Origin of the sequence: Streptomyces ardesiacus (genome assembly GCF_003112575.1) — a bacterium.
Classification (GTDB): domain Bacteria; phylum Actinomycetota; class Actinomycetes; order Streptomycetales; family Streptomycetaceae; genus Streptomyces; species Streptomyces ardesiacus.
Map to the genome: position 1 here is coordinate 278,921 of NZ_BEWC01000008.1, position 23,393 is coordinate 302,313.

Annotated in this window: 10 protein-coding genes and 1 pseudogene; 4 read left to right on the plus strand and 7 right to left on the minus strand. The window is 73.2% G+C overall.

Going from position 1 to position 23,393, the window contains the following annotated elements:
- Positions 1-3 precede the first annotated feature (3 nt).
- From dpgA to Sdi02f_RS26315, 7 genes are all read right to left on the minus strand, one after another.
- On the minus strand, positions 4-1,089 hold the full coding sequence (gene dpgA / locus Sdi02f_RS26285) for a 3,5-dihydroxyphenylacetyl-CoA synthase DpgA (protein WP_030398736.1): 1,086 nt from the start codon (positions 1,087-1,089) through the stop codon (positions 4-6).
- Between the two features lie 129 nt (positions 1,090-1,218).
- Complete coding sequence (locus Sdi02f_RS26290) at positions 1,219-4,023, minus strand: helix-turn-helix transcriptional regulator (RefSeq protein WP_030398737.1); 2,805 nt, start codon at positions 4,021-4,023, stop codon at positions 1,219-1,221.
- A gap of 261 nt (positions 4,024-4,284) precedes the next feature.
- Positions 4,285-5,796, minus strand: coding sequence for an MFS transporter (locus tag Sdi02f_RS26295; RefSeq protein WP_051783118.1), 1,512 nt, complete (start codon positions 5,794-5,796; stop codon positions 4,285-4,287).
- 80 nt (positions 5,797-5,876) lie between these two features.
- Positions 5,877-6,536, minus strand: coding sequence for an isochorismatase family protein (locus Sdi02f_RS26300; RefSeq protein WP_108934139.1), 660 nt, complete (start codon positions 6,534-6,536; stop codon positions 5,877-5,879).
- A 26-nt stretch (positions 6,537-6,562) separates the two neighbouring features.
- On the minus strand, positions 6,563-7,090 hold the full coding sequence (locus Sdi02f_RS26305; RefSeq protein WP_030398740.1) for a flavin reductase family protein: 528 nt from the start codon (positions 7,088-7,090) through the stop codon (positions 6,563-6,565).
- 130 nt (positions 7,091-7,220) lie between these two features.
- A complete protein-coding gene (locus Sdi02f_RS26310) occupies positions 7,221-8,906 on the minus strand; it encodes an NAD(P)/FAD-dependent oxidoreductase (protein ID WP_108934140.1) in 1,686 nt (561 codons plus the stop codon).
- Positions 8,907-8,943: 37 nt separating this feature from the next.
- The gene (locus Sdi02f_RS26315) at positions 8,944-10,281 is read right to left on the minus strand and encodes an NAD(P)/FAD-dependent oxidoreductase (protein WP_368668297.1); all 1,338 of its coding nucleotides are present in this window, start codon (positions 10,279-10,281) and stop codon (positions 8,944-8,946) included.
- Between the two features lie 221 nt (positions 10,282-10,502).
- On the opposite strand from Sdi02f_RS26315, the gene Sdi02f_RS26320 reads away from it, so the two are divergent.
- The 4 genes and pseudogenes from Sdi02f_RS26320 to Sdi02f_RS26335 all read left to right on the plus strand — a co-directional run bounded on the left by Sdi02f_RS26320 (position 10,503) and on the right by Sdi02f_RS26335 (position 23,363).
- A complete protein-coding gene (locus Sdi02f_RS26320) occupies positions 10,503-17,078 on the plus strand; it encodes a type I polyketide synthase (RefSeq protein ID WP_108934142.1) in 6,576 nt (2,191 codons plus the stop codon).
- A gap of 49 nt (positions 17,079-17,127) precedes the next feature.
- A pseudogene (locus Sdi02f_RS26325) lies at positions 17,128-20,970 on the plus strand (type I polyketide synthase); the annotation flags it as partial.
- A gap of 102 nt (positions 20,971-21,072) precedes the next feature.
- Positions 21,073-21,876 carry an enoyl-CoA-hydratase DpgD gene (dpgD, locus tag Sdi02f_RS26330; RefSeq protein WP_030398745.1) on the plus strand — a complete coding sequence of 268 codons (804 nt, stop codon included), beginning with the start codon at positions 21,073-21,075 and terminating at the stop codon, positions 21,874-21,876.
- A 62-nt stretch (positions 21,877-21,938) separates the two neighbouring features.
- Positions 21,939-23,363 carry an MFS transporter gene (locus Sdi02f_RS26335; RefSeq protein ID WP_108934144.1) on the plus strand — a complete coding sequence of 475 codons (1,425 nt, stop codon included), beginning with the start codon at positions 21,939-21,941 and terminating at the stop codon, positions 23,361-23,363.
- Positions 23,364-23,393: the final 30 nt, after the last annotated feature.

The following is a 23,393-nucleotide window of genomic DNA, read 5'->3' on the forward strand; positions in this document are numbered from 1 at the left end:
CGTTCAGTAGCGGACGAGCGCCGTCTCGAGCGTCGAACCGGGGCCCATCGTCATGAGGACGCCGTAGTCGCCGGGGCGTGTCCGGCCCTCCCGCAGCTGCTGCTCGTACGAGAACAGGAAGGAACCGCTGGAGAGGTTGCCGTAGTCGCGCAGCACGTCCGTCGTGTGCCGCACGTCGTGCCGGGTGAGACCGAGGTTGACCGACACCGAGTCGATGACCTTCTTGCCTCCGGAGTGCACCAGCCAGTGTGCGATCTGGCTGCGCCGCAGCCCGGTCCCGGCGAGCAGGTCCGAGACGACGCGCTCGGCGTGCGCGCCCACCACGTAGGGCACGTCGCGGTCCAGGTAGAAGCTGAACTTGCCCTGCTCCTCGTCCCAGTCGTAGCGCATGGCGTCGACGGCGTCGGGAACGATGCAGCTCGCGTACTTCAGAACCTGCGGGCCGGGCTTCTCCGGGTCGTACGAGACGGCGATCGCCGCGGAGCCGTCACCGAAGAGGCTGTTGACGACGGAGGTGCGCATCGTGCCGTCGAAGACGTACGCGGCCGAGCACACCTCGATGCACACCATCATGGCGGTCTTCCCCGGGTTCGCCGAGGCCCAGCCGGTGGTCGCGTTGAGGGCGTTGAGACCGGCGTTGCAGCCCATGCCGACGATGTCGAGACGGCCGCAGTCGGTGGGAATGCCCAGCTCCCGGATGAGCAGCGCACTGAAACCGGGCGTCAGCAGACCCGTCGACGTCACACAGACCAGGTAGCCGATGTCACTGACCGCGGCACCGGTCTGCTTCAGGCAGGACTGCAGCGCACGGGCGCCCATGTCGACGCCCCGGGCCTTGTGCTTGGCGAGCAGTTCGCCCTGCGTCTCCATCCGCGGCCGGCCGTCGTCACCGTTCGGCGGAACGGTCAGAAAACGCCGGTCTATCGCGCTGTTGAGGAAGACGGAACGGATCCGCCGGTCCTCGATCGCGTACATGTCCAGGAGATCCTGCTGCGCATAGGAGGAATCCGGGGTGGCGGTACCGACTCCGAGAACGGTCGGACCGCTCCGTGTTGCCACCCAGGGGACCGTGTCTTCACTGAGGATCATTCTCGTGCCCCTCGCTCATTGTCGGTGGAAAGGCCTTCGATGCTCTGTGAAAGAGTCACGAATTCAGCCTAGTTGAACAATACGGAGCTGCGGATACCCCTCCTTCTGTGAAGGCAGTCACCGTAGTCGCTAGGGGGAATAGGGGGCTGTTTCGGAAAGGACTTCGGCGAGTAAGGGTTCCGGCCCGGGTTCCGGCCCCGACATGTTTTCCGACGTCTCCAGGAATACCGGCAGATCGGTGCGGCTTCGCACCTGGAGCTTGCGGTAGACCTGCGTCAGGTGCTGTTCGACGGTGCTCACGGTGATGCACAGCCGCTGCGCTATCTGCCGGTTGCTGTGACCCTGCGCGGCCAGCGCCCCGACCCGCCGCTCGGCCGCGCTGAGGTCCGCCGCGCGGTCGCCGCCCAGGCGAGGGCCTCCGGAGGCGGCCCGGGCCCCCGTCGTACCGGCGGGACCCGGCCGCAGGGCCTGGGCGAGGCGCTCGGCGTGGCACTCCTGCGCCGCCCGCCACGCGCGGCGCAGGGTGGGCTTGGCCCGCCGCGAATCGCCGGTGGCGAGGTAGGCACTGCCGAGGTCGGCGAGGACATGGGCGAACTCGACCCGGTCACCGGCCGCCTGCGACGCCTCGGCGGCGTCGGTGAGCAGCGGCGGCCGCTCGTGCGGCTCCAGCGTCGCGGCGAGCTGCCGCAGCGCCCGGCCGAGGACGCGCTCGTCGTCGGCGGGCAGGCCGTCGAGCTGCTCCTCCAGGAGCGAACGCGCCTCGTCCCGGCGGTCGAGGCGCACCAGGGCCTGGGCGGTGTCGACCCGCCACGGCACCTGGCGGGGACCGTCGGCCCGCCAGTCACGCAGGAGCCGGCCGCAGGTCCTGAAGTCGCTCAGCGCCGCGTAGGGCCGGCCGACCGCCAGGTGGTAGTGCCCGCGCGCCCGCAGGTAGCGCAGGCCGAACGGCGTTTCGAGCAGCGCGGCCGGCACCGGCATGTTCACGTACGCGGCGGCGTCCTCGAGACGCCCGGTCTCCACCGCGGTGGTGAGCAGACAGGCGAGGGGCGCACCGGCCAGCACACCCCAGTGCGCCCCGTGGTTCTCGTCCAGCGCCGCGGACGCCAGCTCGTCCGCCGCCGGCAGGTCGCCCCGGAGCAGTGCCGCGTCGGCGTGCGCCGCCGTGAACAGGCCCTGCCAGTCCGGGCCGTCCTGCCTCGCCGCGTCCGCGAGCATCGGCAGGCACCACGGCGCCACCGTCGCCAGGCGCTCGGGCCTGGCCAGCGCGAGCAGGCCCAAGGAGATCCTGGACAGCGGTTCGTCGGTGCGCAGGCCCTGCCACAGGTGGTCACCCGAGACCGCCACGTCGCCCCTCGCGGCCGTGAGCACGGTGGCGACGAGGGAGGTGCCGACCCGGGGGCCGGCCGACGCGGAGGCCGGGGAACCGGTGCTCACGCGGCGACGCCGGGCGGGATAGCAGAGCTCCAGACAGGCGCGCACCGCACCGAGATCCGCGGCCTCCTCCGGCCCGGCCGCCGTCGCGGTGAGCCGGTCGAGCGTCGTGCTCGCCTCGTCCACCCGGCCGTGCCACAGGAGGTACTCGAGCACGGCCAGGTGCTGGCGCCCCTCTGTCAGCAGCCCGCGGTGCACCGCGTCCGTGAGCGGGCCGAGGTGGCGCACGGCGCGGGCGGGTTCGACACGCCACTCGGCCTCGGCGAGCACCGCACGGCTCACGGCGCGTTGCTGCTCGTCGTCGGCGAGGGAGTGGGCCAGTTCGAGGCAGTCGAGGGCGAAGCCGATCTGGCCGCCGGCGGTCGCGGTGGCGGCGGACTCCATGAGTACGGCCGGCGCCCACGGCTCGCGGGTCTCCCCGGCGGCGATGAGCTGGTGGGCGATCGAGGTGGAACGGCCGCCCTCGGCGTGCAGCAGGGCGGCGGCGCGCCGGTGCCACGCGAGACGCCCGGGCACTCCGAAGTCCCTGAGGACGGCTTCCTGGGCGGCCCGGTGCCGGTAGCGGCCCCGGTGCAGCAGACCCGACTCGTCGAGCAGCTCCACGAGTGCGCGGGCCTCGATCGTGCCGACCTCCGCGAGGCGGGCGACGAGCTCGGTCCGGTGCGCCTCCCCGACCACGGCCACGGCCCTGGCCACGGCGAGCGCGTCCGGCTCCAGGCGGTGCAGGCAGCTCACGACTCGTTCGGCGAAGCGGTCGCCCACCACCAGCCCGGTGGGCGGCTCCGTGCGCGCCGACCGGGTGGACGCCTCCCAGTCCTCGGCCAGCGCCGTGACGAGCAGGGGATTGCCGCCGGTGACGGCGAACGCGCCGGAGGCGAGACTGTGCGCCACGTGCGCGTCGAGGTCGCGAGCGAGCAGTGCTGCGACGCCGTCGCAGGTCAGCGGGGCGAGCCGGACCTGTGTGCAGTACGGGTGGCGGGACAGCTCGGTGCGCAGATCCGCCTGTCGGGCGCCGGAGCGGTCCTGGTCGCCGAGGACCAGCATGATGCGCGACCGGCGCAGCCGCCGCGCGAGGAAGAGCAGGCACTGGAGCGAATCGGTGTCCGCGTGGCAGACGTCGTCGACCCCGATGAGCAGGGGCTCCTCGGCGCTCATGTCGAGGAAGATCCGTGAGACGCCCTCCAGGACCTCGGGCCCGGCCCCGGCGCCCGCACGGAACCCGTCGCCGACGACGGCCTCGGCCCGCCGGGCGTACCGGGCGCCGGTACCGTGCAGCAGCTGGCTGAGGAGACCGAACGGCAGGTGCCGTTCCGTCGGTGAGGCGGCGGCGCCGAGGAAGCGCACCCGGGCGCCCGCCACCCGCTCCGCGAAGGTGTGCAGCAGTTCCGTCTTGCCGACCGCCACCGGGCCCCGGAGGACGACGACGCTGCCGGCCGCGTGCAGGCAGTTCTCCAACAGGTCGGACAGCTGCGCGAGGTGGGGTTCCCGCTCGACCAGCACCATCCGTGTGCACCTCCTCGGGCCGTGACGGCTCCAGTCTGCGCGGCGCCCTCTGAAGGAGTGCTGGACGTTCTCTCCCCGCGGACCGGCGCGGCGTCCGGTCCGTGCGGGGTGTCCGGGCCGTGCGGGGTGTCCGGACCGTGCGCGGGGCCGGGAGGCGCACGGTGTGCGGGAGCGCGTGAGGCCGTGCACATGACGGACCGGCCGCGCGGATGCTGCTCCGCGCGGCCGGTGGGGAGGTGGGTGGTGGTGAGGTCGGTGGCATCAGCTCCGTTTCGCCGGAGTCGCCTCCGTGCTCCGCGTGCGGGGATGCGGTCCGGGACCGCCGTCCTTGCGGCCCGCCGGGCCCGGCAGGGGACTCGGGCTCGTACGCGGGAGGAGGAACACGGCGACGAGGACGGCGAAGACCAGCAGACCGCTGTTGGACGCGAACACCCTGCCGTACCCCTCGGTGAGCCGCGCGGCCGCGGAGTCCGTCGCGGGACCGTTCGACGTGGCGGCGGCCGCGACCGTGCTCATGGCGGCCAGTCCGATGCTGCCGCCGAGCTGGCGCGCGCTGTTGAGCAGGCCCGACGCCATACCGGCCTCGTTCGGGGCGACCCCCGCGGTCGCCGCGTTGGCGATCGGGACGAGGAGCGGCCCGATGCCGAAGCTGGTCACCAGGGAGGGACCGAGGACGTCGACCTGGAAGGTGCCCGTGGGCCTGATCAGGCTGAACCAGTACATGCCGGCGGCGCCGATGATCCCGCCCACGATGAGGAGCTGCCGGGGCGAGAACCGGGCGAGCAGTTTCACCGCGTACAGCGATCCCACGACGAGGCCGAGGCAGAACGGCAGGAACGCGAGGCCGGCGCTGAGCGCTCCGAACCCGAGGACCTGCTGGAGGTAGAGGGAGACGAAGTAGAAGGAGGTGAAGATCGTGATGGAGACCATCATCATGTAGAGGTTCGCCCCGGCGACCGACCGGTGGGTGAGCACACGCAGCCTCAGCAGGGGTTCCTTGGCGGCGGTGCCCTCGTAGACGAAGAAGCCGGTGAGCAGGACCGCCGCGACGGCCAGGCCGCCGATCGTGCTCGCCGAACCCCACGACTCGGTCTCGGTCCTGACCAGTGCGAAGACCAGCAGCGACGTGCCCAGGGTGGCCAGGATCGCGCCGACCACGTCGAGCTTGCGGGCGGTGTCGCCCGCACCGGCCGCCGCGACGTGACGACGCGCGAGCCACATGCCGGCCAGCGCCATCGGGACGTTCACCAGCATGACCCAGCGCCAGTTGATGTACTCCGTGAGCAGACCGCCCACCACGACGCCGACGGCGGCACCGCCGGCCGTGACCGCGCTGTACACGCCGAGGGCTTTGCCGCGCTGCGGCCCGGCCGGGAAGCTGGTCGTCAGGACGGCGAGCGCGGCCGGGGCGATCAGGGCCGCGCCCACCCCCTGCACGGCCCGCGCGGCGATCAGCTGGCCCGGGTCCTGCGCGAGGCCGCCCAGGAGCGAGGTGATGCCGAAGAGCGCGAGACCGATCAGGAGCAGTGGCCTGCGGCCGAACCGGTCGGCAGCCCGCCCGCCCAGAAGCAGCAGTCCGCCGAAGGTGAGTGTGTAGGCGTTGACCACCCAGGACAGTCCCGAGTCGTCGAAGCCGAGCGCCGTCCGCATCGAGGGTAGAGCGACGTTCACCACCGAGACGTCCAGCGAGACCATGAGCTGGGCCACGGAGACGGTCCACAGGACGCCCCCGGGGCTTACCGCCCGTTCCTCTCGTGCCGAGTTTTCGTACATGTAAAAATAGTAGACCCGCCGGGTGGCCTTGTCGAGCGGAAACGGCGGGCGCGCGCGGGCGGCGCCGGGCGGTCCGCAGTTCATGCCCCGTACCTGTGGGCGGCGCCCCGCAGGTCCGCCGTGAGCTGCGCGGTGGGCCGTACCGCCGCGCAGCAGCCCGCCGCCCAGGAGAGTGCCGCCAGGTGCTCGTGAGCACTGAAGTCCGCGACCGCGTCGGCCGCGAGAAAGACCTCGAGGTTGTGGCTGAACGCGTCCACCGCCGTGGTGACACAGCCGAGATGCGCGTACACGCCGCAGATCACGAGCTGGTCGCGGCGCAGCTCCCGCAGCCGCCGCTCCAGGCCGGAGCCGAAGAAGGCGCTGTAGCGCCAGGTGGACAGCACGGTGCCGCTGACGTTCGGGGCGACCTCGCGCGCGATGGCCGCGTCCTCCAGGGCGTCGTCGAGGCCCTTGCCCCAGAAGTCCGTGAGCAGTCCCCGCTCGCCCGGCGCCTGGGTGCCGGGCTGCACGGTGTGCACGACCGGCACGCCCAGCCCGCGGCACGTTGCCAGCAAGGCCGAGCAGTTGGTCAGCAGAGCGTCGAGCGGGGACGTGCCGCGGGCGTAGGGCCGCAGGAAGAAGCCCTGCATGTTGAGGACCAGCAGGACACAACGCCCGGGGTCCACGGTCCAGTCGACCCTGTTTTCGAGGCCCAGGTCCTGACCGGGCATCGGATACGGATGGAACACGGGGACGTCCATCGTCTGCCGTTCCTCCGTCGCAGTCGTCAGGAGATGAAGTCGTACGACAGGAAGCCGTTCTCCATGTCCTCCGCCCAGGACCCGTACCGGCGCATGCCGTACAGCAGGGGTATCGGCCGGCGCAGGGAGGTGACCTGCGTGGCGCGGGCCATCACCACCGTGTGGTCGCCGACGGCCTGTTCGGTGGTGACCGTGCAGTCGGCGATCGTGTGCGCCGCCTCGACCAGGTGCGGGCCGCCGTGCCGGGCCGGTACCCACGGCACCCGGTCGAACCGGTCCGCGGCCCCCGAGCCGAACAGCTCGGCGGCGGAACGGGCGTGCTGGTGGAGCAGGTTCACGGACAGCGACCCGCTGTCCAGCACGGCGCCGAGGGTGGGGCTGCCGGCGCGCAGACAGACGAGCAGGGTCGGCGGATCGAGGGCGACACTGCACAGTGAGGTGCACGTCATCCCCCAGGGGGTGCCGTCCGGGGCCTGCGCCGTCACGACGGAGACACCCGTGGGAAATCCGGCGAACAGGCGCCGCAGATCGGCTTCGTACCGCTGGTGCGACATGGTTCCTCACTCGCCTCGGTCGACGGGGACGCGGACAGGGAAGACCCGGGGTGCCGGACGGCCTCGTGGGGAGGGGCGTGTGCACGAGGTCGTCCGGCGGCAGGGCACCGGGCCCGTTCGGACGGCCTGGTCAGTAGTCCCGGGAGCCGGTCCCGGTCTCCGCCTCCTTGGCGAGCGCCATGCCCCGGGCGGCGTTGATCATGCGGGTGCCGATCTCCGGCGGGGCCTGGGTGCGCGACCACTCCTCGGCCGCGTCCATCCGCTCCCGTGTCATGTTGAAGCAGCGGTTCTCCGGCAGCCCGAACTTGTCGGCGTGCGCGATGAAGTCCACTTCCTTCTGGATGTACTCGTGGATGCGCGCGGCGGCGGCACCCGGCTCGACGGTCCCGGCCTCGACCGCCTCGCACAGCTCACGGGTGAGCTTGCCCATCCGGACGAAGCTCTCGCTGATCGGGAGGGGGGACCCCGGGTTCCCGGACCGCTCGGCGTCGAGGAAGACCTCCGGGTCGCCGGTCTCGCTGAACCGGTAGTAGGCGTCCTCGACCATCATGTTGCCGCTCATCGTCCCGAGCATCCAGGTCCGGTTGACGGCGTTCCACAGCTCGTAGTGGCCGAAGCCGACGAACGAGCTGTAGACCAGGTCGTCGTGGAAGTCGAACAGTCCCTGGTGCAGCGCCTCCACGTGGGCGAACCGCTCCTTGGACCAGTCGCCGTCGCGGGAGGCGGCGATGAGCCGCCAGCCCAGGGCGTTGACGAGTTCCAGGGTGTTCGCCAGGCCGCGGGAGTACAGCGCGTCGATGAACCCGGCGGCGTGGGACGTCAGGCAGTAGCGGTCGCCGACGACCGTCTTGGCGGAGTACTGGAGCCGGCCGGTGGAGACCCACGGGCGGACCTCCTTCGCCCCCTCGAACTGCCAGGCGATCTCGGGGAACCGCGCGAGGAAGTCCCGGAACTCCTGCTCCGGGGGCGTGTCGCCCTTGGGGTACTTGCGCGGGTCCAGGGTGAGGCCGACGCTGCACAGCGGGTTGCGGGCCGCGGCATGGTTGTCGAACGGGATCACCCAGAGCCAGCCGCCGTCGAAGACGTGGTGCAGCGTGCCGTGGTGCCACGGGCTCGGCTGGTCGTGCTGCCGCGCGGTGGGCGAGTCGTCGAACGGCTTCACGCCGATCATGTGCGTGAAGAGACAGCGTGAGTGGGTCCGGGCCCGCGTGGGCGTCTCGCGCAGGTCGAACTTCTCCGCGAGCGGCGAGCGGAACCCGCTGCCGTCGACCACGTACGAGGCCCGGAACTCCTCGCCGTGCTCCGTGCGCAGGACCGCGCCCTGCTCCGGGTCGATGTCGATCTCGGTGACGCGGGTCGCGAGCCGTGCGTCGGCGCCGTACGTGAGCGCCACGTGGAACAGGTGCGCGTCGACGTCCTGCCGGAACAGGTGGGTCTCGGTGCGCAGGTCGACCGGGACCACCAGCTGGTTGATCTCCTGCGGGTTCTGCGGCTGCCCCTCGCGGTGGTAGACGAAGCCGAAGTTCTGCTTCTGGCCGCAGTTGGGGGAGACCTCCTCGATGGTGCCCTTGTAGTTCGACAGGGCCTTCAGCTCGGGCACGTCGTAACGCTTCGCGATGAGCCGGGCCATGCCCGAGGTGTAGGGGATGGTCGACTCGCCCACCGCGAAACGCGGATGGGTGCCCGCGTCCAGGATGAGGGTCTTCACCCCGTTGCGCGCGAGCACCGCGCCCAGCATGCCCCCGGCCATGCCGCTGCCGAGGATCGCCACGTCGTACCGGTCTGTCTCCGTGGAGGCGGAGTTCTTGGCGTGCACCTGTTCTTCCTTCCCTTGGGCCGGTCGGCCGGTCGGCTCAGTTCTCGGCGGAGGCGGAGGCGGAGGCGGAGGCAGGGGTCTCGGGCACGAGGTCGTCGACGGTGATGTCCAGGGCGAGGTGCTTGCCCCGCAGCCCGGCCAGGAGCGTGACGAAGTCGTTCGCCGGCGTGTTCTTCTGCTCCGGGTCGATCACCGACTGCGCCAGCTTGTGGTAGTCCTCCTTCATCAGCGACCGGTCGTAGAAGCGCTCCACGAAGGAACGGACCTCGTTGAAGAAGCTCAGGTAGGCGGTGGCGTAGCGCTTGAGCGCCGTCTCCTCGATCTCGGGGTACTGGAGGACCTTGTCGATGACCCGGGACAGGATGCTGCCCGCGGTCGTCGCCAGCGCGACACCGGTCGAGATCAGCGGGTCGACGAACGCGGCCGCGTCACCGACGGCGGCCCAGCCCTTCCCGTAGACGGTCTGGTTCGTGTACGACCAGTCCCGGGCGCTGCGGAAACCGGCCGACTGACGCGCGTCGCGCAGCATGTGCTTGAGCTTCGTGGTCTTCTCGATCTCGTCGCGGTAGAGCCGTTCGAGGCCCTGGTCGCTCTCGCCGGCGACCGTGCTCGGCGTCACGAAACCGACGCTGATCGTCCCCTTGTCGAGCGGGATTCCCCAGAACCAGCCGTTCTCGATGCCCTCGACCAGGATGTTGCTGTACTGGTCGCCGGGCAGCCGCTCGCAGTTGTCGAAGTACGTCCACACGGCGACGTTGCGGAGCTTGTCGTGCCAGTCGATCTCCGAGTACTTGCGGGTGAGGACGCGTGCCTGGCCCGAGGCGTCCACCACCATGGCGGACCTGGCCTCGTAGGTCTCCTTGCCGCCGCGCACGGTGAAGCGGACGCCCGTGACCCGGCCGTCCTCCTCGACGGGCTCCTTCACCGTGGCGTCCTCGACGACGTACGCCCCCAACTCCCGCGCCCGGTCCAGGATCACCGAGTCCAGGTCGGCGCGCCGGGTGTGGTACGCGAACGGATAGTCGCCGCCGTCGACGAAGGAGAAGTCCCAGGCCGCCTGCTCGTTTCCCCAGACGAACGTTCCGCCGTACTTGCGCTCGAATCCACGCTGTTCCAGCCGCTCGGTGAGTCCCATTTCCTTCATGGGGGCCATCACCACCGGGATAAGTGATTCGCCGACGTGGTAACGCGGGAAACGCTCACGGTCCAGAATCAGCACTTGGTGTCCGCGCTTGGCGAGAAGCCCGGCGGTGGTGGCACCGGCCGGCCCGCCCCCGATAACGATGACATCGAATTCAGTGGGTATACCAGTGAGACTGGACGGCATGCTCGACCTTCCCGATCCGAAACGTGCCGCGTCTTGCCGGGAGGGCATCCGCAGCACTGCGTTGGCTGGACCCAGCCAGGTTCGGGCAGGCGGGCTGAACGCCTTCTGCACAGCTTCTGTACGACTTCTTGTGGAATTCGGAACAGGCCCTGGATCGGGGGAGGAAATAGGGGTTGTATTCGCCGGCCGTGACTTTCTAGCGTTGCGCAAGGTGAGCTCGCCGGTCACGGCAGAGGTACGAGGAAGCTCAAGCAGGCAGGAGCGTACGAGTGACGCACGTCGAAGACATCCGGCCACTTTCCGAAGTGCTGCGCGACCATGCGCTCGACCGTCCGGAAAAGATCGCGTTCGCCGACGAGGGGCGCGAGGTCACCTACGCGCGGCTCGCCGAGCGCACCGGGCGGCTGGCCGGCCACCTGGCCGGTGCCGGGGTGGAGCGCGGCGACCGGGTCGCGATCCTGCTCGGCAACAGCGTCACGACCGTCGAGAGCTATCTCGCGGTCACCCGCGCCGCCGCCGTGGGCGTGCCGGTCAACCCCCAGTCCTCGGACGCCGAACTGGCCCACCAACTGGACGACAGCGGGGCCCGCTTCGTCATCACCGACGGCGTCCACCTGGAGCAGGTCGAGCGGATGAGGGCGACGCGGGAGGGGGTGGTCGTCGTCCTCGCCCACGGCGACGCCTCCGGTGGCCGCACCCCCGCCGCAGGAGTCCTCGTCTTCGAGGAACTCGCCGAGAGCGAGCCGCCGCGGGGGCCGCGGGACGACCTCGGCCTCGACGAACCGGCCTGGATCCTCTACACGTCCGGAACCACCGGCGCGGCCAAGGGCGTGGTCTCCCACCAGCGGGCCTGTCTGTGGTCGGTCCACCACTCCTACCAGGGCGTCCTCGGCCTCGGCCCCGACGACCGGCTGCTGTGGCCGCTGCCGCTCTTCCACAGCCTCGCCCACATCCTCTGCGTCCTGGGCGTGACCGTCACCGGAGCCACCGCGCGCATCCTCCCCGGCTTCGGCGCCCAGGACGTGCTGGAGGCCCTGCGCGCCGCGCCGTGCACGCTGCTCCTGGGTGTCCCGTCGATGTACTTCCAGCTCGTCGAGGCGGTGTTGGCGGCCGAGGAGGACGGCGGTGAGGTCCCCAGGCCGCGGGTCTGCCTGGTCACCGGCGCGGCGACCGGCGCGGCGCTCGCCTCGGCGGTCGAGCGGGTCCTCGGCGCCCCGCTCGTCAACAGCTACGGCTCCACCGAGACCTGCGGCGCGATCACCATGAGCCGCCCCGGTTCCCCTCGGCCGCCCGGCACCTGCGGGACCGTGGTGCCCGGCGCCGAACTGCGCCTGGCCGACCCGCGCACCGGCCTCGGCACGCGGGCCGGCGACGAGGGCGAGGTGCTCGTCAAGAGCCCCGGTCTGATGCTGGGGTACCACGGACGGCCGGAGGAGACCGCGGCCGCGCTGCGCGACGGCTGGTACCGCACCGGAGACCTGGCCCGGCGCGACGCCGAGGGGCACCTGACGATCACCGGCCGGGTCAAGGAGCTGATCATCCGGGCCGGGGAGAACATCCAGCCCGGCGAGATCGAGGACGTTCTGCGCCAGGTCCCGGGCATCGTGGACGTGGCCGTGACGGGCCGTTCCGACGAGGCACTGGGCGAGGTCCCCGTCGCCTACGTGGTGCCCGCCGCCGAGGGCTGGTCGCCCGCCGAGGCCCTGGCTGCCTGCCGGGACCGGCTCAGCTACTTCAAGGTCCCGGCGGAGCTCTACGAAACAGCCGCCCTGCCGCTCACCGCATCCGGCAAGGTCAGCCGCCGCAGACTGCCGGACCTCCCCGCCCGGCTGCGGGGCGTCGGCACCAGCCACCACGACCACCTGTGGCGCACCGCATGGGTCCCGTGGCAGCCGGAGGCGGCGCCGCCCGGATCCGACGACGCTCCTGCGGCAGCGGGGACGACGGCCGGTCCGGCGGCGCGCTGGGCCGTGATCGGGGCCGGGGACCCGGCGTTCACGGAAGCCGTGCGCCGCGCGGGCGGTGTCACCGAGCCCTTTCCCGACCTCGCGGCGGCACGTGCCGCCGGGCCGTTCGACGGCTGCCTGCTGACGGCCGGCGTGCCGGACGCCGGTGAGCCTTCGCGCGTGTCCGCCCTGTCGCCGGACGCGGAGGGGGACGGGCCGTGCGGCGTGCCGGAGGCCGGTGAGCCGTCGGACGGGCGTGCCGGGCCGTCGGGTCCGGGGGCGGGCGAGCCGTCCGGGGCCCGGATCGTCGTCCTCACCCGGGGTGCCGTGGCCGGCCGCCCCGGCGAGCGGGTGGACCCGGCCGCGGCGGCCTCGCGCGCCCGGCTCCTCGCCCCCGGGCCCGGCCGGAGGGTCCTGGTCGACCTGGAGCCGGGGGAGCGGACCGGGGACGCGCACGTCGCCGCCTGGCGCACGATCCTGGACGCGCCCGCGGGGGAGCCGGAGTTCGCCGTCCGCGCCGGAGAGGTCCTCGTGCCGCGGCTGTCCCGCCTCCGGGCCACCGCCGAGATCGCCGCTGTGCCGCCACGGCCGGGCGGCACCGCCCTCGTCACGGGCGCGGGCACCCGCCTCGCCCACGTGCTCGCCGTCCACCTCGTCGTGAACCACGAAGTCCGTGACCTCGTCCTCACCGGGGCCGACCCGGCCGCGGCCCGGTCCCTGGCCGCCGAACTGACCCGTCTCGGCGCCACCGTGACGGTACGCGGCGACGTCCCGGAAACGCCCGAGGGCGTCGCCGCCCTGCTCGCCGTCCTCGGCCCGGACCGTCCGCTCGACACGGTCGTCCACCCCGTGACCACCCTCGCCGACGCGACGGCCGCCGGACGGCTGCTCACCCTGACCCGCGGCACCGGACACACGACCCTCACCCTGTGCGGCACGTCCGTCCACCCCGGCATCCACCCCGCGGAGCCCGCCGCGGCGGCGGCCACCGCCTACGCCGCCGCGCTCACCCACGACACCCCCCACGCCACCTTCCTGGCCTTCGGCCCGGTCACCGCCGACAAGGACGTCCCCGACACGTCACCGCCGGGCCTCGCCGTGCTCACCGCCCGGCAGGCGGCCGACGCCTTCGACGCCGGGCGGGCGACGGCGGGCGGCCAGGCCCTCGTGATGCGCACCGACCCGTGGACGGCGCGGTCCGCCGGGGCCGCCCGGTTCCGCCGGCTGCTCCAGGCACCCTCCGGCGGCGCGGGCCCGGCCGCCGACGACGAACTGCGGGACCGGCTCGACGGGCTGCTCCCCAGGGCCCGTGACCGGGCGCTGACCGAGCTCGTACGGGACGAGGCGGCACGGGTGCTCGGACTCGACGAGCCGAGGCGGATCGAGCCCGGCCGCCCCTTCACCCACCTCGGGCTCACCTCGCTCACCGCCGTCGTCCTGCGGGACCGGCTGGCCGCGCGGACCGGGCTGCGCCTGCCCGTGACGCTCGCCTTCGACCACCCGACCCCCGCGGCGCTGGCCGCGGCCCTGGAGCGCGAGCTGTTCGGCCGCCGCCCGGACGGCGTCACCGAGCAGCTCCCCACACGTGCCGCCGGCGCCTCCGGCCCTGCTGACGACCCCGTCGTCGTCGTGGGCATGAGCTGCCGCTACCCCGGAGGCGTCGCCTCACCGGAGGACCTGTGGCGGCTCGTCGCCGAAGGCCGCGACGCCATCGGCGCGTTCCCCTCCGACCGGGGCTGGGACCTGGAGCGGCTGCTGCGCGGCGACGGCACGGAACCCGGCACCTCGGCCACCGCGTCCGGCGGATTCCTCGACGCGCCGGGCGACTTCGACGCCGCCTTCTTCGGCATCAGCCCGCGCGAGGCCCTCGCCATGGACCCGCAGCAGCGACTGCTCCTGGAAGTCGGCTGGGAGGCCGTCGAACGCGCCGGCATCGACCCGACCGCCCTGCGGCAGACGGACACCGGCGTGTACGTCGGACTGATGTTCCACGACTACGCCAAGAATCCCGGCCCCCTCCCGGAGGACCTGGAGCGGCTCCTCGGCACGGGCACCGCAGGCAGTGTCGCCTCCGGACGCCTCGCCTACACCCTGGGCCTGAGCGGCCCCGCCCTCACGGTCGACACCGCCTGTTCCTCCTCGCTCGTCGCCGTCCACCTCGCCGCGCAGGCGCTGCGCCGGGACGAGTGCTCGCTCGCCCTGGCCGGCGGCGTCGCCGTCATGGCGACCCCCAGCACCTTCGTCGAGTTCAGCCGCCAGCACGGCCTCGCCCCCGACGGACGGTGCAAGGCCTTCGCCGCGGGCGCCGACGGCACCGGCTGGTCCGAGGGCGTCGGCGTCGTCGTCCTGGAACGCCTCTCCGACGCACGCCGCAACGGCCACCCGGTGCTCGCCGTGGTCCGTGGCAGCGCCGTCAACCAGGACGGTGCCAGCAACGGCCTGACCGCGCCCAGCGGACCGGCCCAGCAGCGGGTCATCCGCCGGGCCCTGGTCGACGCGGGCCTCACGCCCGCCGACGTCGACGCCGTCGAGGCGCACGGCACGGGAACCGTCCTCGGCGATCCCATCGAGGCCAACGCGCTCCTCGCCACCTACGGCCAGGACCGCGACCCGCGACGCCCGCTCCTGCTCGGCTCGTTCAAGTCCAACATCGGCCACGCCCAGTCCGCGGCCGGCGTCGGCGGCGTCATCAAGATGATCGAGGCGATGCGCCACGGAGAACTGCCCCGTACCCTGCACGTCGACCGGCCGACCCCGGCCGTGGACTGGGACTCCGGGGCGGTACGCCTGCTGCGGGAGCACACCGTCTGGCCCGACACCGAGGGCCGCCGCCGGGCCGCCGTGTCCTCCTTCGGCGTCAGCGGCACCAACGCCCACCTCGTCCTGGAACAGGCCCCCGACCCCCTGCCCGCCGCCGCCCCGCCGGCCGGGCTCCCGGGCTCCGTGCCGGTCGTGCTGTCGGCCCGCACCGCCTCGGCCCTGCGCCGCCGGGCCGAGCTCCTGCTCGACCGGTTGCGCGCGGACCGGGAGCCGCGCCTCCCCGACCTCGCGGCCGCCCTCGCCACCACCCGTACGAGCTTCCCGCGACGCACGGCGTTCGTCGTGGACAGCGCCGCGGAACTGGAGCGCCGGCTGACGGCCGTCGCCGCCGGCCAGGACCCCGGAGTCGCCACGGACGAGCCGTCCGTGCAACCGTCGTTGGCCCTCGGGTTCACCGGCCAGGGCAGCCAACGCCCCGGAATGGGCCAGGAGCTGTACGCCGCACATCCCGTCTTCGCCCAGGCGCTCGACGCGGCCTGCGCCGTCCTCGACCCGCACCTCGACCATCCGTTGCGCGACGTCATGTGGGCGGCCCGGGGCTCCCGGCGGGCCGCGCTCCTCGACCGTACCGACTTCACACAGGCCGCGTTGTTCGCCCTCGGCAGCGCCCTCTTCCGGCTGGTCGAGTCCTGGGGCGTCGTGCCCGACCTCGTCATGGGACACTCCGTCGGCGCGCTGACCGCCGCACACGCGGCCGGGGTGCTGTCCCTCGGGGACGCCGCCTCGCTCGTCGCGGCCCGCGGCCGCCTGATGGCCGCACTGCCGGCCGGCGGCGCCATGATCGCCGTCGGGGCGACCGAGGACGAGGTCCGGTCCGTGCTCGCGACCGCGGACCGGACCCTGGCCGTCGCCGCGGTGAACGGCCCCCGCTCGGTCGTGGTGTCCGGCGAAGAGGGCGCCGTACGGACCGTCGCCGAGCTGTTCCGGTCGCGGAAGCGCCGGGTGACCGCCCTGCGGGTCAGCCACGCCTTCCACTCGCCGCTCATGGAGCCCATGCTGGAGGAGTTCGGAGCGACGGCGCGGAAGCTGACCTACCGGCCGCCCCTCATCCCGATGATCTCCGACCTCACCGGCCGGCCTGCCGAGCCGGACCAGCTCCGCTCGCCCGACTACTGGGTCCGCCACGTCCGGGAGGCCGTCCGCTTCGCGGACGCCGTGCGCGCCCTGCCCGGTGAGGGGATCACGGCCTTCCTCGAACTCGGTCCCGACCGTCAGCTCACCACCATGGCGGGCGACTGCCTGCCCGGCTCGGCACTCGCCCTGTGCGGAGGGCTGCGCCGCGGACGTTCCGAGGTGCGCGCGCTCCTCGAAGCGGTGGCGCTGGCCCACACGCACGGCATCCCCGTCGACTGGCAAGAGCTCTTCGCCGGACATCCCGCGCACCCGGTCGACCTGCCCGTCTATCCCTTCGAGCACCGGAGGTACTGGCTCGCCTCGGGGACGGCGAACACCGAAGCCGCCGCGCAGGCGGCGATGCCCGCCCCCACGCCCCCGCCGGACGAGCCCCCGGCCGGGGAACGCCTGCGCACCGACCTGGCGCGCCTCTCCGAGGAACAGCGGGAACGGACGCTGACCGAGCTCGTCCAGACGGAAGTCGCCGGCGTCGCCGGCTTCGACGCACCGCACGAGGTGGAGCCCCACCGCAGCATGACCGACCTCGGACTCGACTCGGTCTCCGCCGTGGACCTGAGCGAGCGGCTGGGCGCACGGACCGGGCTCGACCTGCCCGCCTCCCTGGCCTTCGACCATCCGACGTCCACGGCCATCGCCCGCCACCTGCTCACCGAGCTGCAGGACACGGGCGTCGTCCGGGAAGCCGGTGGGACCGGCGCCGCGGAGGCGACGGTACTCGGCGAACTCGCCAGGCTGGAGGCGTCCGTCGAACGGGACCGCCCCGACGGCCCCACGCGCGACCGGCTCGCCGGACGGCTGCGGACCCTGGCCGCGCGCCTCGCCTGCGACACGCCGGAGCACTTCGCCGAGAGCGCTCAGGAGACCTCGCTCGGCGACCGGATCGCCCAGGCCACGACGGTCGACCAGCTCTTCGACCTCATCGACGACGAACTGAAGGGACCGTGACGTGACGGGCACCGAGGAGAAGCTGGTCGGCTACCTCAAGAAGGTCACCGCCGAGTTGCACGAGACCCGTCGGCAGCTGCGCAGCGCCACGGCCGCGAACCGCGAGCCGATCGCCGTCGTGGGCATGGCCTGCCGCTATCCCGGCGGCGTGCGTTCGCCCGAGGACCTGTGGCGGCTCGTCCTGGAGGAGCGGGACGCCATCTCCGGCTTCCCCACCAACCGGGGCTGGGACCTCGACGGCCTCTACGACCCCGACCCCGACCGGCCCGGCACGTGCAACGTCCGCGAGGGGGGATTCCTGCACGACGCGGCCCTGTTCGACGCGGAGTTCTTCGGGATCTCGCCCCGTGAGGCGCAGGCGATGGACCCCCAGCAGCGGCTGCTCCTGGAGACCGCCTGGGAGGCGTTCGAGCGCGCCGGCATCGACGCGACCTCGCTGCGGGGCAGCGACACGGGTGTGTTCACCGGCGTCGTCCACCACGACTACGCGACCGGCCAGGTGCCGGACGCCCTGGAGCCCTACCTCGTCACCGGCCTGTCCGGGGGAGTGGCCTCGGGCCGCATCGCGTACACCTTCGGATTCGAGGGCCCGGCGGTGACGGTGGACACGGCGTGCTCGTCGTCCCTGGTCGCCCTGCACCAGGCGGCCCACGCGCTGCGCTCCGGGGAGTGCGGTCTCGCGCTGGCCGGTGGAGTGACGATCATGGCGACACCGCGTGCCTTCCTGTCCTTCAGCCGGCAACGGGGCCTCTCGCCCGACGGACGGTGCCGTGCGTTCGGTGCCGGGGCCGACGGCACCGGCTGGGCCGAGGGCGTGGGAACGCTGCTCGTCGAACGCCTGTCGGACGCCCGGCGCAACGGCCATCCGGTGCTCGCGGTCCTGCGCGGATCGGCGGTCAACCAGGACGGGGCCTCCAACGGACTCTCGGCCCCCAACGGCCCGTCCCAGCAGCGGGTGATCCGCAAGGCCCTGGACCACGCGGGCCTCACGGCGCGGGACATCGACGTCGTCGAGGGACACGGCACCGGCACGAGGCTCGGCGACCCGATCGAGGCCCAGGCGCTGCTCGCCACGTACGGCCGGGAACGCGACGCCGGACACCCCCTCTACCTGGGGTCCATGAAGTCGAACATGGGCCACTCCCAGGCCGCGGCCGGCGTCGGCGGCGTCATCAAGATGATCCAGGCCATGCGGCACGGCGTCCTGCCCAGGACCCTGCACGCGGACGAGGCGACACCGCACGTCGACTGGTCGGCGGGAGCGGTGGAACTGCTGACGAGCCGCCGCTCCTGGCCCGAGACGGGCCGGCCGCGCCGGGCAGCCGTGTCCTCGTTCGGCATCAGCGGCACGAACGCCCACGTGATCCTGGAGGCCCCGCCCGCCGGATCCGGGCAGGAGACGGCCACCGGCCCCGCCCGCGACGGCTCGCGCGACGCCGTGCCGTCCCCGGTGCCCTGGCCGCTCTCCGGGCACGACGCCGGAGCGCTGCGGGACCAGATCACCCGGGTGCGGACGTATGCCGAGGAGGCGCAGCCCGACCCGGTGGACGTGAGCCTCACCCTGGCCCGGCGCACGGCCTTCCGGCACCGGGCGGTACTCCTGCGGGGCGGCACCCGCACCCACGAGGTCCACGGCATCGCCCGGCCGGGCGGCACCGCGCTGCTCTTCTCCGGCCAGGGCAGCCAACGTCCCGGCATGGGGCGGGAACTGTACGGGACGCACCCCGTCTTCGCGGAGTCGTTCGACGCCGTGGCACAGCACACCGGGCTGCCCCTGAAGGACGTCGTCTTCGGGGAGGCGCGGGACGGGCTCCTCGACCGGACGCGCTACGCACAGGTGGCCCTCTTCGCGGTCGAGGTGTCCCTGTACCGGTTGATACGCGGCCTCGGCGTCGATGTCCACGCGGTGGTGGGTCACTCCGTGGGCGAGGTGGCCGCGGCCCACGCGGCGGGCGTGATGTCCCTCGAGGACGCCTGCCGACTGGTGGAGGCGCGGGGCCGTCTGATGCAGGCGCTGCCGCCGGGCGGCGCCATGGCGGCGGTGGAGGTCTCCGAGGCCGAGGCCGGGGCCTGCCTCGCCGGCCTGGAGGACCGGGTGGCACTGGCCGCGGTCAACGGTCCGACCTCCGTGGTGCTCTCCGGCGAGGAAACGGCGCTCCGGAGGCTGGTCGACGTCTGGCACGAACGAGGGCTGCGCACCCACTGGCTGAAGGTCAGCCATGCCTTCCACTCACCGCTGATGGACCCGATGCTGGAGGAGTTCCGGGACACCGTCGCGGGGCTGGAGTTCCACGCACCCGTACTGGCCGGGCTGCCCGCCGACGTCGAGGACCCCGAGTACTGGGTACGGCACGTGCGCCGCCCGGTACGTTTCGCCGACGCGGTGGCACGGGCCCGGGACGCCGGCGCCGTACGCTGGCTGGAGGTGGGCCCGGGCGGTGTCCTGGCCGCTCTGGCGCAGCGGATCGTGCCCGAGGCCGAGGACCAGGTCTTCGCCGCCTCCCTGCGCGCGGGCCACCCGGAGACCGAATCGCTCCTCGTCGCCCTGGCCCGGACACACGTCGACGGGGGAACGGTCGACTGGAGCCGGCTGTCGGACGGGCGCGGCACTCTGGTGGACCTCCCCACCTACCCCTTCCAGCACCAGTCCTACTGGGTCGAGGACCAGCCCCTGCCGCCCACCGGGCCCGGCGGGCCGCCCGCGCACGAGGCCGGCTCCACCGGCCACCCGGGTACGGAGGCCACCGTGAGCGCGGCGGGCGGCGCCGGCGGGCCCCTCGCCGGTCTGACCGGGGCCGAGCGGCTGGCCGCCGTGACCGAGCTCGTCCGGACCGAGGCGGCGCAGACCCTCGGTCACACCGGTGCGCCGCTCTCCGCGGACCGCACCCGCCGGGAGCTGGGCTTCGACTCGCTCACCGCGATCGAACTGCGCAACCGGCTCAGCCAGAGGCTCGGTCTGAGCCTGCCCGCCACGCTCGTCCTCGACTGCGAGGACCTGACCTCCCTCGCCGCCTTCGTCGACGCCCGCCTGGAGGACGCCCCCTCGGGGCGGCCGGGCGAGGCCGGCCCCTGCGGTGAGGGCGCCGACGCGGGCCTGCTGACGGAGCTGTTCCGGGATGCGGCCGCCGCCGGGCGCATCGACGACGCCGTGGCTCTCGCCGAAACCGCCGCACGGATGCGGAGGACCTTCACCGACCCCGGGGACCCGGCCGTCCGACGCACCCCGGTCTGGTTCGGCCGCACCTCGGCCCGACCGACCGTGGTGTGTCTGCCCTCCTTCAGCGCGATCGCCGGCCCGCACGTCTACGTCCGCTTCGCGGACGGCTTCAGCGACGCGTGGCGGGCGGCGGCCCTCGCCCACCCGGGTTTCCTCCCGGGCGAACCGCTGCCGGAGTCGGTGGAGGCCCTGGCGGAGCTGCACGCCCGGACGATCGCCGAGACGGTGGGGGAGGCCCCTTTGCTGCTCGTCGGCCGTTCCGCGGGCGGCTGGCTGGCCCACGAGGTGGCGGCTGCCCTGGAGCGCGGGGGCAGGACCCCCGACGGCGTCGCGCTCCTGGACACCCCGGCGAGCGGGGGCGACCCGCGCGGGTACGCGCTGATGGTCGGCGGGATGCTGGAGCGCGCCGGCCGGCTCGTGCCGATCGACGACCACCGGCTGACCGCGATGGGTGCCTACCGGCGCCTGTTCAGGGACTGGAAGCCCGAACCGATCGCCGCCCCCACCCTGCTGGTGCACGCGGCCGCACCGTACGGCAGCGACGGGGTGCGGATCGCCTCCTGGCATCTCCCGCACGAGGCCGCCGAGGTGGCCGGGGACCACTTCACGATGCTGGAGGAACACTCGGCGACGACCGCCGAAGCGGTGGAGCGGTGGTCGCGGTCACTGCTCTGACACGGCGGGAACGGCCGAGCGACCGGGCGCGGTCCCTGTGCCGCTCGGCTCCTCGCACGCCGTGCCACCGGCCGGGTCCACACTCGACGAAAAGGACGACGGATGCTCGACGCCCTGGACTGCGTCCGCTACGACAAACGCGGCCACGTGGCCCACATCACCTTGGACCGTCCGCAGGCGCTGAACGCCATGAACCTGCGGATGCACGCCGAACTCGCGGAGGTCTGGGACGACTTCGAGTCGGACGACGACATCTGGGTGGGGGTGCTCACCGGCGCCGGCGAGCGGTCCTTCTCCGTCGGCCAGGATCTCAAGGAACTGGTCCGCCGGATCGACGACGGCACCGCCACCTCCACGTTCGGCAGCCGTGACCAACCAGGCTGGCCCCGGCTGACCGAGCGCTTCTCGATGGTCAAACCGCTGATCGCCCGTGTCAACGGCTACGCCCTGGGCGGGGGTTTCGAGCTGGCCCTGGCCTGCGACATCGTGATCGCCGCCGAGCACGCCGAGTTCGGGCTGACCGAGGCGAGGCTCGGACTGGTCGCGGGCGCCGGAGGAGTGTTCCGGCTCACCCGTCAGGCGCCCTTCCGCATCGCGATGGGACACCTGCTGACCGGCCGCCGCATGACGGCCGCCCGCGCCTACGAACTGGGCCTGGTCAACGAGGTGGTGCCGGCCGACGCGCTGGACGACTGTCTGGAGCACTGGCTGCGGGACGTACTGAGCTGCGCGCCGTTGTCCCTGCGTGCCGCCAAGGAAGCAGCAACGGTCTCGGCCACATTGCCGCTGGACCGGGCGTTCGCCACTCGGTACGCGTCCGAGGAGCGGCGGATGCGCAGCCGGGACGCGCTGGAAGGCCCGCGTGCCTTCGTCGAGAAACGCCTCCCCAAGTGGACCGGAACCTGACCGGAACCGAACCGGGCGGCGCGAGCGCCGGTGCGTCCTCCCGCCCAACGAAAGGTGCCCCCATGTCCCTCGACTCCCTGCCCGGTTCCGGACGGGCCCCTTCACCGCGGCTGAGCGTCCAGGAGTTCATCGACTCGGCTCCGATGGGACCGCGGCAGCGGCTCGTCGCGCTCCTGGGCGTCGTGATCATGGTCGCCGAAGGCCTCGACACCACCATGGCGAGCTTCGTCTACCCGCACGTCATGCGCGAGTGGGGCACACCGATGAGCGCGGTGACCACGACCGTGACCGCCGGGGTGCTGAGCATGGCGGCCGGCGGTGCGGTGGCGGGACCACTGGCCGACCGGTACGGGCGCAAGAGCACGGCCGCGGCCGGCATCGTGGTCTTCGGAGCGGCCACGGCGGCGATGTCGCTCGCCACAACCATCGAGCTCTTCGCCGTCCTGCGCGTCGTGGCGTGCGCCGGACTCGGCGGCGTGGCCCCGGTCGTCATGGCGATCGTCGCCGACTCGACGCCGGCTGCGCGCCGCGCCCCCGTGGTGGCCCTCGCCTTCTCGGGCGTCGCGGCGGGTACGGTCGCGGGCGGTCTCCTCGCGTCGACGCTCATGCCGGCCGTCGGCTGGCCCGCGGTGCTCGCGCTCTGCGGTCTCGCCCCCCTCCTGCTCGTCCCCCTCGTCATGGCCTGCGTCCCGGAATCGGTGAGCGTCCTGCTCGCCCGCGGGCGACCGGCCGAGCAGGTCCGGGAAAGCCTCGGCCTGCTGGCGCCGGGCCGGGACGTCTCCCACGTCGATCTGACCCGTGGCCGGGACGACGAGCGGGAACCCCTGCGCAAGGTCGGTGCGATCCTGCTGTCCCGTTCCTTCGCGCCGACCACGCTCCTCGTCTGGCTGTGCTACTTCCTGCTGCTGGGGGTCGTCTTCCTCCTCATCAACTACCTGCCGCTCATGGCGGAACGCGCCGGGATGACGGCGTCCCGCGTCGGAGTCGTCGTCGGGCTGTTCGGCGTCGGCACCCTGTGCGGACAACTCCTGGCGTCGTTCGGCCTCGGGCGGCACGACCGCTTCCGCTTCCTGGCGCTGTTGTCGGGCCTCAGCGCCGTCGCGGTCTGCGTCACCGCGGCCGTGGGCACGGGCCACGCCGGGACGTTCGTCCTGATCGCCGTGCTCGGCACCTGCCTCGGCGGCTCCATGGGCGCTCTGCAGGCCGTCGGCGCCCTGGCCTACCCGCCGGCCCTGCGCGCCACGGGCATGGGATGGATGAGCGGCGTCGGCCGCATCGGCACCCTCGCCAGCGGCCTGCTCGGCGGAGCACTGATCGGCGCGGGATGGGGCATCTCGCACCTGCTCCTCCTCATGTGCGTGCCCCTGGCGCTGACCGGCGCGGCGGCGCTGCTCCTGCGGCACGAGGTCCCTCCGGCGGCCAGTGGCGCCCCCGCCGCCCCCTCGGACCCGGACAGCGGCCGGGCAGGCCCCGGCGCGGAGGCGTAGCCCGACGGCGCCCGACGGCCGCGGCGTGGC

Bases quoted from the DNA above. Each gene is read 5' to 3' on its own strand.
- dpgA (WP_030398736.1), bottom strand. From the start codon at position 1,089: ATGATCCTCAGTGAAGACACGGTCCCCTGGGTGGCAACACGGAGCGGT.
- Sdi02f_RS26290 (WP_030398737.1), bottom strand. From the start codon at position 4,023: ATGGTGCTGGTCGAGCGGGAACCCCACCTCGCGCAGCTGTCCGACCTG.
- Sdi02f_RS26295 (WP_051783118.1), bottom strand. From the start codon at position 5,796: ATGTACGAAAACTCGGCACGAGAGGAACGGGCGGTAAGCCCCGGGGGC.
- Sdi02f_RS26300 (WP_108934139.1), bottom strand. From the start codon at position 6,536: ATGGACGTCCCCGTGTTCCATCCGTATCCGATGCCCGGTCAGGACCTG.
- Sdi02f_RS26305 (WP_030398740.1), bottom strand. From the start codon at position 7,090: ATGTCGCACCAGCGGTACGAAGCCGATCTGCGGCGCCTGTTCGCCGGA.
- Sdi02f_RS26315 (WP_368668297.1), bottom strand. From the start codon at position 10,281: ATGCCCTCCCGGCAAGACGCGGCACGTTTCGGATCGGGAAGGTCGAGC.
- dpgD (WP_030398745.1), top strand. From the start codon at position 21,073: ATGCTCGACGCCCTGGACTGCGTCCGCTACGACAAACGCGGCCACGTG.
- Sdi02f_RS26335 (WP_108934144.1), top strand. From the start codon at position 21,939: ATGTCCCTCGACTCCCTGCCCGGTTCCGGACGGGCCCCTTCACCGCGG.